We start from the raw sequence: 11,874 nt of genomic DNA, 5'->3' as shown, positions 1-11,874 counted from the left end.
TTAAACCTTTGAAGACAGACCCCGGCCAAGGCCTGGGTCTGTCTTTTCTGAGATGATTGCCAGAACCGCTAATCCAGCGGTTCAGCCTTTATTCTTGATGGTCCAGTAGGCGGCGCTGACACCATCTTCACGAAATTCGATATCCACCGGGTACTCACGCTCACAACCCTCGACTATCCAGCGTTCATGCCAGTAGCGCTCACCGACTTTGCCTTTGGGCATCGCCAGCACAAAGGCAAAAAACTGCTCCGGCACCTCGCAGCCGCGACGAGCCACTTCGGCAGCCACTCCCGGCATAGCATCCCTGAGCAGGGTTTCATTGGCTAAAGTGCCTTGCTGAACTATCTCCTCAGAGAAGTATTCCCCTTCTGCCGCGGCTACCGGCAGTGACACCAGCAAGCCACACAAGATCCCAATCCATTTCATCTGTTTTCCTCCCTGATAGTTTCTGTATCAATATTAGCCCGTCATCCCGCCACAGGCTCAACCAGCCTAGTCGAAGATTGCCATGCTTTAGGTCACCGGAGTGTGAACAAAGCTATAGTTTCATGTAAAACAATATTTTAAGCTTTAATGCCTTTGGATTTATGCACCGAGGCAAAATACCATTAAGGATTCCATGGCTGCGGCCTTCCCTATATCCACTGCCACTCTCAGCTTGCCAGACGTCAGAGGCTTGGCTAGACTGCCGCGCTAGCGACGATTCAGTTGGCAATATCTCTATTCTATAAACCGGGCGATGTAATGAAAGCAAAGCAGTATCAGGGCTTTACCCTAATTGAACTTGTAGTGGTGATTATTATCCTCGGGATCCTGGCAGTGGTGGCCGCACCCAAGTTCCTCAATCTGCGCGACGACGCCACAGAGCAGGTGTTCAGGGGCCAGTATGCCGCCTTTGAATCTGCGGTAAAACTCTATCACAGTGGCTATCTGGCCAAGGGATATCAGGGTGCCATCGACAATCTGGCCAGCTTTGGTGATGGCAGTGTTGATTCCAGTGTCAACGGCTGGCCCTATGCCACTGCAGGCAAAGATACTCACATTTTCAACGCCTGCGAACAGTTGTGGCATGGCCTCACAGATACCGACCTCAGCATAGCCTATGTAGAAGATGCCAATCTGCCTACAACCACTGTCGACGTGGCCTATACCTATAAGCAGACGCCCAATACCTGCATCTACCGCTCAGTGTATTTTATCCAGCAAAATGAACCGACACTGATCATGGAGTATCAGCCGGATACGGGTGAGGTCTCGGTTCGCAAAACCTTCTGGAGTCAGCCTTAGAGCCTGGCAGCTTCTCCCGGACTCTGGTCGAAGTAACGCTTGAACTCCCGGCTGAATTGGGCCGGGCTCTCATAGCCCACTTCCAGTGCCGCTTCCTTCACCTTGAGGCGCTGTCTTTGCAGTAACTCTTTGGCCTTATTGAGGCGGATCTTCTTCAAGTACTGAATGGGCGATGAGGCCGTGACCTCCTTGAAACAGCGATGAAATGCCGAGGGGCTCATGTTGACCAACTCGGCCAGCTGCTCTACCTCCACACTTTCACGATAGTTCTGATGCAGATATTTGAGCGCCTTCTCTACCCGGGATAAACGGGTATGACTGAGTGCCAGCGCATATAAAGGCGCCGCATTGTCAGAAGCCAATACCCGAAACAGCAACTCCTGCACCATGGCCTGACCCAAGACCTCGGCTTCCAACGGCGACTGCAGAGCCAGCAGCAAACGCTCGACACAGCAGAGCATGTCTTCGCTGTTGGCGGCAACAAAGAAGCCGCTCTGACGGGCATCATCGAGATCCTTGGGCACCTTGTGGTGTTGATCCATCATGCGGATCAACTGGTTCAGTTGCTGCAGATCTATATCCACCATGAGTACCAATACCGGTTCTTCCTCGGAAGCAAAGGTTTCACACTCCACCGGCATAGGCACTGTCATCACCAGGGTGTTCTGCGGATCATAGTCATAGATCTTATCTTCGAGATAGACACGTTTACGCCCCTGGCCGACTATCATGATCCCTTGGGAATAACACATGGGGCCACGGCTGCCATAGGCCGAACTGCGAAACAGATGCACCCCTGGCAGGCTGGTGCTGTTGACCCCTTCATCCACCGCCAGGGCCGCCATTAAGGCTGCAATATCACTCATAACACTCTCCAATCATCAGGGTTTGGATACTAGCACCATTACAGAAAAAAGCATCAAAATAGCCATATTCAAGCCCCAATTAACCAAACTAGGCAGGAATAGGCATAAATGCTCCAGCAATGTGTATTTCAATCCAAGCTGAGGGGACTAAGATGGCAACCATAGTTTTTCGGCTGTAGAAGAGAGAAATATCATGCTCAATTTCGACTATCGCAACCCTACCCACATAGTCTTTGGTAAAGACAGACTGGCAGAACTGGATCAACTGGTACCGGCCAATGCCAGAGTGCTGGTGACTTACGGCGGTGGCAGTGTCAAACGCTTCGGCACCCTGGACAAGGTCATAACCGCGCTGGGCGACCGTGTTGTATTTGAATTCGGTGGAATTGAGGCTAACCCCAAATACGACACCCTGGCCAGGGCTGCCGAGCTGGCGCGGCGCGAATCCATCGACTTTCTGTTGGCCGTCGGTGGCGGTTCAGTGATGGACGGCACCAAGTTTATTGCCCTGGCGGCAAAATTCGATGGCGACAGCAGCAGCTTGCTGCATCACGGTTTCAACCCGGTTCCTGTGACAGAGGTACTGCCCGTCGGTACGGTAGCGACACTGCCGGCTACAGGCTCAGAAATGAATGCTTTTGCCGTGGTCAGCCATCAGGGTGGCAAGTTCCCCGTGACTCATCCGCAGAGCTTCCCGGTATTCTCCGTGCTGGATCCCAGCCTGACTTTCAGTTTGCCGAAGATCCAGGTCGCCAACGGCGTAGTCGACTCTTTCGTACACGTGGTCGAGCAATACGTCACCTTCCCCGTGGATGCCAGAGTTCAGGACAGAATGGCCGAAGGCATACTGAAGACCCTGATTGAAGTGGGCCCTGTCACCGTGGCCGAGCCGGAGAACTATGATGCCCGCGCCAACCTGGTGTGGAGTGCCACCTCGGCGCTCAACGGCATGATAGGCAGCGGCGTACCGGCAGACTGGACCACTCATATGATAGGCCACGAACTGACTGCCATGTTCGGCATAGATCATGCGCAAACGCTGGCCGTAGTCTTACCCTCTGTATGGCGGGTGCGCAAGGAACAGAAACGCGCCAAGCTGCTGCAATATGCCGAGCGGGTTTGGGATATCACTTCGGGTGATGAAGACAGCCGTATCGAGCAAGCCATTGCAGCCACTCAGGCCTTCTTTGAACAGGTTGGCCTCAAGACTCGTCTGCGCGACTATGATGTGCCGCAAGAGCGTATCGCCGATGTCGTTGCCGCACTGGAAGCTCACGGCATGACCGCCTTATCTGAAACCGGCGATCTCGGTCTGGACAGCAGCCGTGAAATCCTTGAGCTGGCCTGGTAAGTTCAGCAAGCCAAACGATTCTCACGCCTGAGATAAAATACAGTTTAAACAGGGCCTTTAGGCCCTGTTTCTTTAGCCTTCCTTGACCGCTCTCAAGCTGTAGACCAAGGGAATGGCTTTGCCTTGATGATATAACCTAAAACGCCCCGGCGTATCCTCCTGCAAGCCCTCGAAACAGTCATAGGGACTGAAGTCATACTCGCGAAAAGCCCGCAACTGCAAACCATTGGCCAACAAGGCGCTGATGACATCAGCCAGGGAGTGTGACCAACAAACCGTGGTATGCTGTGCTTCCTGAGCATTCTCGGTATAGCTGCCCTCCAACTCTACATCGGCCTTACCTGTGTGGAAGTAGTCATAACCGTCAAACAATGCCTGCAATGGATGGAACTCGGCCAGGTAGAGTTCACCGCCCGGCTTAAGGCAAGCACTCACAGTTTCTGCCCAGCGATGTAGATCCGGCAACCAAACCAGCGCGCCATAAGAGACATACACGAGATCGAATTGGCGCTGCAGCAAAGCCGGCGCCTGATAGAGGTCGCCACAAACGAACTCGGCGTCGATAGCGGCTTGCTCCGCCAGTTGGCGGGCACTGGTAATGGCCTCGTCAGACAAATCCAGGCCTGCGACACTGGCGGCCCCTTCTCTGGCCCAGGAGAGAGTATCTAGACCAAAGTGACACTGGAGATGCAGCAAGGACTTGCCCTTGACCGATAGTTCGGCCAGCTCTATTTCCCGCAACGAACTGCGACCACTGAGAAACCCCTTAACGTCATAAAACTCTGACTGCAGATGTAACTTGGTACGCTCATTCCAGGCCAGCTGATTCAGCCTTTGGTACTCTGCTTCTGCCTTGCTTGTCATCTAAAACTCCCTGTCCATTCAATCGCCAGCATGGCGGATGCTACAACTTAACCCTTTGATAGATCAAATTAGCTTCATACCCACAGTTCGCTATCGCTTCGGCTTAAACACCGCCTTTAATCTGGGATGCGCCCGCCCGCGAATAATACAAGCCACAGGACGCGGAAGACCTAAATCGGCAAAGGCCCGCAAGCAGTCCTGATTGTCAAAGTCGCGCCCGACAATTGCCCCGCCTGGGGCAATTTTGGGATACCAGAGCCGTAATATCTGAGTCACGAACTCTGTGTTGGAACAACGATAGTCATATAGGTCGTAAAAGACGAAGTCCTGACTGGCATTGGCAAAATGTCCTGCCAACTGTAAGGCATCCCCCTTGAGTAAGGTTAAACCCGAGTAACGGCGACAAATCCTTCTCGCCTTTCTCTCGTTCTCGGCGTTGTTTGCATAGGCAGAGTTTCCGGGCTGATTCTGCCAAAGATCTATTCCTGTCAGTTGTAAACCGGGGTTAACCGATAGCATAGCCGCCGTGGAACGACCGCTCTTGACTCCCAGCTCAACACCTCTCTGCCACCCTTGCTGGTTGAGCCAATGTCCTAAAGATCGACGCCAGAATTTTCTTTGTATCGTGGTGCTCAAGCAATAGTTGCGCATCTTCCGCCTCCAAATGAACCATAGGAAAGAAGCGAACTCTAATTGGACAAGTGTCTACGAATTGTCAGAGGGATTAAGGAAAGTGAGGGTGTTGTTAATTGAAGATAATCCGGATACTGCCGCCTTGATCGCCGAACAACTGCCGCAGCTGGACTGGGACTTTGCCAGAAACGGTAACCAAGGGCTGGAATTGGCGCTTTCGCATCACTATCAATTAATTCTGCTGGACCTGAATCTGCCAGGGCTAGATGGCATCAGCCTTTGCCAACAGCTGAGAAACCAAGGGATCGACTGTCCGGTAATCATGCTGACAGCCAGAGATACCCGTGAAGATATTCATACCGGGCTGATAACAGGTGCCGACGACTATCTGGTTAAACCCTTTGATACCCAGGAACTATGGCTGAGAATGCAAGCTGTTGTGCGCCGCACCTCTGGAGAAGGTTTCGCCTCAAGGCTGAGCTATAAGGAAATCTCCCTGGATCTCAAGCGCCGTGAAGTGTGGCGGGAAGGGGCGCAAATCAGTCTCAGCCCAGCCAGCTTTACCCTGTTAACCTGCCTAATGCGTCGCCCCAATCAAGTCATCAGCAAAGAAGAGCTGGAGTCGGCTCTCTGGCAGGACGGACTCCCGGATGAGGACATCTTGCGCAAGCACATCTATCTGCTGCGACAAAAACTGGACAAACCCTTTGCTACACCAAGGATCCAGACCATAGCCAAGATAGGGTACAAGTTGCAGTGACAACTTTTTCCATCGCCCACAAGATCAATCGCAGCTTTCTCAGAGGAGCCGCGCTCCTGATGTTGTTTTACTTTCTGGTAGTGGAGACCGGGGCCAGAGTACTGGAAAATCGCTTGCACAGTCGCTATTTAACATTGATCGCCCCCAATGTGTTGGCACTCTATGACTCAGGTAACCTGGGAACCTTATCGGGCCAGTTTGGTGAGTTATTGACCCTGTACGAGCAACTCCCAGGCGAACTGGCACAAGAGTTCGGTTCACCTATCCCAGGTTTACACAACCTGCACCTCTCCGATGGCCGCGAATACAACTTGTTGGTATTGAAGCATAAAGGCAAAAAACTGTACCTGTTGCAAAGGGTCGACCTGCTTGAACTCGAGGGCTGGGATGCCTTCATGGTAGATGCGATTTTGGTGTTTACCGCCCTTGGATTGTTTGCCCTGGCGAGTATCTATATCAGTCATCAAGCCTCAGCGATTGCAGCGCCGTTCAGCCGGCTCACCAAGAAACTGAAAAACGAGCCGGAAAACCTCGATCCTGTAAGTATTGAGGACGATACCAGTGAATTTATTGAACTGCAGCACGCGCTGAACAAAAGCCATAACGAACTCAGCCAAGCCCTTGCCCGGGAACGCGCGTTTACTCATTACATCAGCCACGAATTTCGTTCACCTCTGACTGTGCTCAAACTTTCACTCCACAATCTCGCCCCGGAGCGAGCCCAAACCCGGGAAAGGATCCGTCGCGCCGTCACCCAAATGGAGTCGCTGGCAGAAGTGTTATTGCTGCTGGCCCGGCGCAAAAAAACTGCTGAAGCCGAGTGGATGAAGTTGGATCAGGCCTTTATTGAAGCTCTGTTGCAACCTTTGACCCCACTACGTCAGGCGACAGACTGCGAGTTGGTAATGACAATAACGCCATTCAGGCTGCAGGCGCATCCGCAACTGGTGACTTCGCTGATCAGCAATTTGCTGCAAAACGCCTTTCAACACAGTGTTCAGGGCCAGGTCAGCCTGAAAGCCAATGCGCAATCTATCAGTGTTGGCAACTATGTTGCCGAGCCCCAAAGCCCTCATGATGGATACGGGGTGGGATTGGTGTTGGTAAGGGACATCTGCCGCCGTTACCATTGGGGGTTCCAAATATCTTCTTCACCACTGGGCTACTGTGCAACCGTCACTTTTCCCGCTGGAACGACTCTAGACAACTGAACCGGCTGCGACAATTCAGCGACACTTGGCTCTCTATTCTCCCGGTATTGACCATAGACCGGAGACCTGTATGCACTCACCCAGTGCGACACCAGCAAGCCTTATACTTCCAGGGCTGCTGTTTTTGGGACATCTGCTGTTGTTGAAAGCCGAGATGAATCAGGCGTTATTTATTCAGATTAACCAATTGGGACAAGCTTTTTCCGAAGAAGCGCTGGCACTTCTAACCGACTGGGGTAACGGCACCACGGCCGGTTCACTCTGGCTCTTACTGCTGATGCGCCGCCCTCAATGGCTGACGGCGACCCTGCTTGCCTCGGTAACTTGTGCCCTGGTGATAAGCTTGCTGAAACACTATTTCAATGTAGGCCGACCGGCCATGTCAGTGGATGAGGCATATATAGTTGGAGAAGTACGTTTAAGGCATAGTTTGCCATCCGGACACACGGCGACTGTATTCCTTTTAGCCGGTTTGGCTTGGCAACTCTTCACTGACAGGTTTTGGGCCTGCTGCCTACTGGGGCTGGCTATCTTGGTGGGTTTGTCCCGAATTGCTGTTGGCGCACACTGGCCGCAGGATGTCGCGCTGGGGGCATTGCTGGGCTGGCTGATAGCCATTATGGCCTGTCGGCTACAGCACAAACTTATACTGCCGCCTTCCTGGCAGTTACCCCTGCTGACACTACTGACTATCAGCGTGTTGACTGCGGCTGTTAAGCATCCTTGTGATTTCCCGGAGCAATATTGGTTGCACTGGCAACGCGCCTTGCTGCTGGGAGGTGCACTCTTGGCCAATACCTGGCTGTTGATCACCCACTCTCGCTTCGGGCAAAACCACTCTGGGCCCTGCTCGAGTGTCCGGCGGACACCCGAATAGCTAAATCGGTCACTTTTTAAGGAAAGAGGACACTACTGCGGACACTTGCTGGAAGGTAGTTGCAAAAATAGCAAACATAAACAATGCATTATGTTTTGGCATGTTTTCTGCTTTAGCTGATAAGAGAAACAGTCGTCGACTGGCGTTGTGGAACTCGCCGACCGCGGCTCTTTGTCACTATCTTCCTGATGGGCCATAGGCCCCTCCTTGGGGACCCTCTTCCCGACCGCAGGAAGCGCCAGCTGTAATGGCCCGGCCATTGGCGCTCCTGCTCCTTTTTCTTTTTTAAGGTCACTCACCCCGGCATAGCCGCTGACTTCGCAATCAAACTCAGTTTGGCGCGCTTGCTCAGCTTTTTTACCGCCATTTCCCGCCGCAAGGCATCACCGTGGCTGCCAATCTCTTCACGATAAACGAGTTGCAAAGGCCCGCGACCACGCAGATATTTGGCGGCTTTGGGGCCGCCACTCTGATGCTCCTGCAGGCGCCGGGTCACATCCTTGGTGATCCCTGTGTACAGTTCGCCCCCGGCGCAGCGCAGGATATACAGCTGCCAGTTATCACCACTCATTCCAGTCCCAACAGGCCGAGGAAGAAGGCATATTCCAGCGCGGTATCTTCAAATTGCCGGAAACGTCCGCTCTTGCCGCCATGGCCGGCCTCCATATCCGTCTGTAACAACAGCAGATTGTCGTCCGTCTTGTAGTCCCTGAGTTTGGCCACCCACTTGGCTGGCTCAAAATACTGCACCTGGGAGTCGTGCAGCCCTGTGGTCACCAACAGATGCGGGTAGGCCTGATGGCGAATGTTGTCATAGGGCGAGTAACTCAGCATATAGTCAAAGTAGGGCTTGTCATTGGGGTTGCCCCACTCATCATATTCATTGGTCGTCAGCGGAATAGACTCATCGAGCATGGTGGTGACTATATCCACAAAGGGCACATGGGCGGCCACCGCCAGGTAAAGACCCGGAGCCTGATTGACCACGGCGCCCATCAATAAACCACCGGCACTGCCACCGGCGGCAACCACTTTGCCGGGTGCGGCATAACCCAGATCCAAAAGTGCCCGGGTAGTGTCTTCAAAGTCATTGAAACTGTTTCGTTTATTAAACAGCCTGCCATCATCATACCAAGGCCTGCCGAGCATCTCTCCGCCCCGGACATGGGCAATAGCATAGACCACGCCGCGATCCAGCAGGCTGAGAATAGAGGCGTCGAAGTCCGGCTCTATGATATGGCCGTAGGCACCATAACCGTACTGATACAGCGGGTTGCTGCCGTCTTTACGGAACTTGTCCTTGCGATACACCAGAGTCACGGGCACCTGGGCACCATCACGGGCCGGGATCAGCAAGCGCTCGGCCTGATAGTTGCCGGGCTCGAAGTCCCCCAATACTTTTTCCTGCTTGAGCAGTTTGCGCTCGCCCGGCTTATCCAGTTGATAGCTGTAAATACTCTCGGGGGTAGTCGGGCTCGAGTAATATAACCTCAGTTCGCGACTGTGCTGGCTGGGATTGATATCCAGACCAACCACATAGGCCGGGTCATCAAAGGCCAATTCATAGCCCCGGCTGAGATCTGTATGGGGATAGACCTTGATATGGCTCAGCCCCTGGCTGCGGCTCTGTACTATCAGATAATCGTCCAGCAATAACAGGTCTTCGAGGCGCACCTCGGGATCATGGGCCAGTACCTGCTGCCACTTGCGCTTGTCGCCGGCATCGGCAGCCGTGGTTTTCATCAGCCTGAAATTGGTCGCCTGCCAGTTGCTGAGGATGAAGAATTCATCTCCACGCTTGGCGATGCTGTATTCGTGGCCCTCTTCCCGCGGCAGAAACGCCCGGAATTCGCCGAGCGGGGCGTTGGCATCGAGCAGGGAAACTTCACTGGTCGTGGTGCTCTCGTGGTGCAATACAATCAGGGATTCATCCAGACTCTTGCCAAGGGAGATATAGAAGGTATCGTCCTGCTCTTCATAAACCAGCACATCCTCGCTCTGGGGACTTCCCAGCTTGTGCCGGAAAACCTGGTATCCCAGCAGGGTCTGTGGGTCTTTGGCGATATAGAACACATAACGGTTGTCATTGCTCCAGACCACCCGGCCATCGACACCCGTCAGCTTGTCGGCAAGCAGTTCACCGGTGGCAAGATCTTTAAAATAGACGCTGTAAATACGGCGGCTGAGAATATCCTCGGCAAAGGCCAGTATCTGCTCATCCGGGCTGACAGACACTCCGCCAAGGGCGTAAAACTCCTGCCCCTCGGCGCGCCGGTTAACATCTAGCAGCAACTGCTCTTCACCATTGAGCTCACGGCTTCTGGCGATCACCGGATACTCCAGCCCAGCCTCGAAACGGCGGTAATACCAATGGTTATGCCAGCGATACGGCACGCTGCTCTCATCCTGCTCCAGCCTGGAGGTCAGCTCTTTAAACAGTTTCTGTTTCAGTGGTTCCCAAGGCTTAAGACGCGCGGCGGTATAGGCGTTTTCCCGCTCCAGATAGTCGATAACGTCCGGGGCCTTACGCTCATCGTCACGCAGCCAATAATAGTCGTCTGTCCTGGTCACACCGTGAAGACTCATGGTGTGAGGACGTTTTTCGGCAACCGGTGCCACCAGCTTATTTTCTGAATTCATTCCACTGCATCCGCACAGCCACAAGGCTGTGCCTAAAACCAACATCAGGGATCCTGCTCGACTCATCACTCTTCCTTAGCGTTAATATCAGCGGCCTACTCCCTCGACTACAGGCCGCCTGCATATAGTGACGCCGACCGGCGCCAACGGCAAGCCCTGGCGCACGAGTCCGGATCTCAAAGGCTCCCCCTTCACCCGCAGAAAATGTGACCCTGTCGCTTGTCATTTGTATGTAACAGGCGCATGCTGTTGCCGCCTGCCACATACAAGTAACAGGTAAATTCTCAGGGCGGGGTGAAATTCCCCACCGGCGGTAAATCGTGTCAGCGACATGAAAGCCCGCGAGCGCCCGCCAGATTCTGGCGGGGTCAGCAGATCTGGTGTCATCACGACCTAGCGTGACTATTCCAGAGCCGACGGTGTTGCCATTAGATGGTTCAGTCCGGATGAAAGAGAATCAGATTGCCGCGAGGCGATCCGCTTAGTGATACGTCTCTGCCAGCGGCAGAGAGGCTCGCTATTCCTTTCTTTGCCCTGATTCTGGAAAACCCAAGCCGTAATTTAAGGATTTTTACCATGAATCAGTCATTATTAGCGCCTTTTGGCACCCCGATTGAAAGAGTCGAAACCGCCCTCGAAGCATTGCGTCAAGGCCGCGGTGTTTTGGTGGTCGACGATGAAGACAGAGAAAACGAAGGCGATCTTATCTTCGCCGCCGAAAGCCTGACCAACGCCCAGATGGCGATGCTGATCCGCGAATGCAGCGGCATTGTCTGTCTCTGCCTTACCGACGAGAAAATCAAGGCCCTGCAATTGCCGCCCATGGTGGAAAACAACTCCAGCCAGTTCGGCACCGCCTTTACCGTGAGCATTGAGGCCAAAGTCGGAGTCACTACAGGCGTTTCCGCTGCCGACCGGGTGACGACTATCAAGACCGCCATTGCCGACAACGCCAAACCGGAAGACCTGGCCCGCCCAGGACACGTCTATCCGCTGCGGGCTCAGCCCGGTGGTGTAATGACCCGCCGCGGTCACACCGAGGGCACTGTGGACTTGATGCAACTGGCTGGCCTAAAACCCGCCGGAGTGCTGTGCGAAGTAACCAATCCGGATGGTACCATGGCCAGACTGCCACAAATCATTGCCTTTGGTGACAAACACGACCTGCCGGTTCTTTCCATCGAGGATATTGTCAGCTATCGCGAATCTCTGCTGGCCAACGCCGGCTAATAAACAAGCGTTCTTTAACTATTTGATCAAAAGCGGCTTTATAGCCGCTTTTGTTTTAAACAAACAGGTAAACTTTGTTGCGACAAGGCTCACATTAACCCTCCACTTTTTAAGGTTTATTTTCGTGACCTAGATTAGAAATCCTTGAACAACGG

The 11,874-nt window shown here is 53.4% G+C and carries 12 protein-coding genes and 1 riboswitch; of the genes, 6 read left to right on the top strand and 6 right to left on the bottom strand.

Annotated elements, in window-relative coordinates; genetic code table 11:
- Nucleotides 1-81: 81 nt before the first annotated feature.
- Nucleotides 82-426 carry a hypothetical protein gene (locus N512_RS0114130; protein WP_028780750.1) on the bottom strand — a complete coding sequence of 115 codons (345 nt, stop codon included), beginning with the start codon at nt 424-426 and terminating at the stop codon, nt 82-84.
- A gap of 318 nt (nt 427-744) precedes the next feature.
- Here N512_RS0114130 and N512_RS24790 point away from each other — a divergent pair, with 318 nt between their 5' ends.
- Nucleotides 745-1,287: a type II secretion system protein gene (locus N512_RS24790; protein WP_028780749.1), complete on the top strand. Its 543-nt coding sequence runs from the start codon at nt 745-747 to the stop codon at nt 1,285-1,287.
- On the opposite strand, the gene N512_RS0114120 is transcribed toward N512_RS24790, so the two are convergent.
- Complete coding sequence (locus tag N512_RS0114120; protein ID WP_028780748.1) at nt 1,284-2,153, bottom strand: AraC family transcriptional regulator; 870 nt, start codon at nt 2,151-2,153, stop codon at nt 1,284-1,286. The two genes, N512_RS24790 and N512_RS0114120, sit on opposite strands and share 4 nt — an antisense overlap.
- 193 nt (nt 2,154-2,346) lie before the next feature.
- Between N512_RS0114120 and N512_RS0114115 the strand changes: the two genes are divergently transcribed.
- Entirely contained in the window at nt 2,347-3,504 is a 1,158-nt protein-coding gene (locus N512_RS0114115; RefSeq protein WP_025009216.1) for an iron-containing alcohol dehydrogenase, read from the top strand.
- Between the two features lie 72 nt (nt 3,505-3,576).
- On the opposite strand, the gene N512_RS0114110 is transcribed toward N512_RS0114115, so the two are convergent.
- Both N512_RS0114110 and N512_RS23105 read right to left on the bottom strand, forming a co-directional pair.
- The gene (locus N512_RS0114110) at nt 3,577-4,368 is read right to left on the bottom strand and encodes a class I SAM-dependent methyltransferase (protein ID WP_028780747.1); all 792 of its coding nucleotides are present in this window, start codon (nt 4,366-4,368) and stop codon (nt 3,577-3,579) included.
- Between the two features lie 90 nt (nt 4,369-4,458).
- On the bottom strand, nt 4,459-5,019 hold the full coding sequence (locus N512_RS23105; protein ID WP_037475121.1) for a class I SAM-dependent methyltransferase: 561 nt from the start codon (nt 5,017-5,019) through the stop codon (nt 4,459-4,461).
- 88 nt (nt 5,020-5,107) lie between these two features.
- Between N512_RS23105 and N512_RS0114100 the strand changes: the two genes are divergently transcribed.
- The 3 genes from N512_RS0114100 (at nt 5,108) to N512_RS23100 (ending at nt 7,849) form a co-directional block, all read left to right on the top strand.
- The gene (locus N512_RS0114100; protein WP_186298655.1) at nt 5,108-5,761 is read left to right on the top strand and encodes a response regulator transcription factor; all 654 of its coding nucleotides are present in this window, start codon (nt 5,108-5,110) and stop codon (nt 5,759-5,761) included.
- Nucleotides 5,758-6,972: a sensor histidine kinase gene (locus tag N512_RS0114095; protein ID WP_028780744.1), complete on the top strand. Its 1,215-nt coding sequence runs from the start codon at nt 5,758-5,760 to the stop codon at nt 6,970-6,972. Before N512_RS0114100 ends, N512_RS0114095 begins: the two co-directional genes overlap by 4 nt.
- Before the next feature lie 70 nt (nt 6,973-7,042).
- On the top strand, nt 7,043-7,849 hold the full coding sequence (locus tag N512_RS23100; protein ID WP_051472817.1) for a phosphatase PAP2 family protein: 807 nt from the start codon (nt 7,043-7,045) through the stop codon (nt 7,847-7,849).
- 295 nt (nt 7,850-8,144) lie between these two features.
- Here N512_RS23100 and N512_RS0114080 read toward each other — a convergent pair whose 3' ends face one another.
- Together N512_RS0114080 and N512_RS0114075 are read right to left on the bottom strand one after the other, a co-directional pair.
- Nucleotides 8,145-8,420 (bottom strand): GIY-YIG nuclease family protein, encoded by a 276-nt coding sequence (locus tag N512_RS0114080; protein ID WP_025889227.1) that lies wholly within the window; start codon nt 8,418-8,420, stop codon nt 8,145-8,147.
- Nucleotides 8,417-10,555, bottom strand: coding sequence for a S9 family peptidase (locus tag N512_RS0114075; protein WP_037475118.1), 2,139 nt, complete (start codon nt 10,553-10,555; stop codon nt 8,417-8,419). Before N512_RS0114075 ends, N512_RS0114080 begins: the two co-directional genes overlap by 4 nt.
- A 210-nt stretch (nt 10,556-10,765) precedes the next feature.
- Nucleotides 10,766-10,951: riboswitch (FMN riboswitch) on the top strand.
- 114 nt (nt 10,952-11,065) lie between these two features.
- On the opposite strand from N512_RS0114075, the gene ribB reads away from it, so the two are divergent.
- Entirely contained in the window at nt 11,066-11,719 is a 654-nt protein-coding gene (gene ribB / locus N512_RS0114070; RefSeq protein ID WP_025009206.1) for a 3,4-dihydroxy-2-butanone-4-phosphate synthase, read from the top strand.
- The last annotated feature ends 155 nt before the right edge of the window (nt 11,720-11,874 follow it).

Source organism: Shewanella sp. 38A_GOM-205m, assembly GCF_000518445.1.
Taxonomy (GTDB): Bacteria; Pseudomonadota; Gammaproteobacteria; order Enterobacterales; family Shewanellaceae; genus Shewanella; species Shewanella algae.
This window is presented reverse-complemented; position numbering and strand designations above follow the sequence as displayed.

Bases quoted from the DNA above. Each gene is read 5' to 3' on its own strand.
- ribB (WP_025009206.1), top strand. From the start codon at position 11,066: ATGAATCAGTCATTATTAGCGCCTTTTGGCACCCCGATTGAAAGAGTC.
- N512_RS0114075 (WP_037475118.1), bottom strand. From the start codon at position 10,555: ATGAGTCGAGCAGGATCCCTGATGTTGGTTTTAGGCACAGCCTTGTGG.
- N512_RS23105 (WP_037475121.1), bottom strand. From the start codon at position 5,019: ATGCGCAACTATTGCTTGAGCACCACGATACAAAGAAAATTCTGGCGT.
- N512_RS23100 (WP_051472817.1), top strand. From the start codon at position 7,043: ATGCACTCACCCAGTGCGACACCAGCAAGCCTTATACTTCCAGGGCTG.
- N512_RS0114110 (WP_028780747.1), bottom strand. From the start codon at position 4,368: ATGACAAGCAAGGCAGAAGCAGAGTACCAAAGGCTGAATCAGCTGGCC.
- N512_RS0114120 (WP_028780748.1), bottom strand. From the start codon at position 2,153: ATGAGTGATATTGCAGCCTTAATGGCGGCCCTGGCGGTGGATGAAGGG.
- N512_RS0114080 (WP_025889227.1), bottom strand. From the start codon at position 8,420: ATGAGTGGTGATAACTGGCAGCTGTATATCCTGCGCTGCGCCGGGGGC.
- N512_RS0114115 (WP_025009216.1), top strand. From the start codon at position 2,347: ATGCTCAATTTCGACTATCGCAACCCTACCCACATAGTCTTTGGTAAA.
- N512_RS0114130 (WP_028780750.1), bottom strand. From the start codon at position 426: ATGAAATGGATTGGGATCTTGTGTGGCTTGCTGGTGTCACTGCCGGTA.
- N512_RS24790 (WP_028780749.1), top strand. From the start codon at position 745: ATGAAAGCAAAGCAGTATCAGGGCTTTACCCTAATTGAACTTGTAGTG.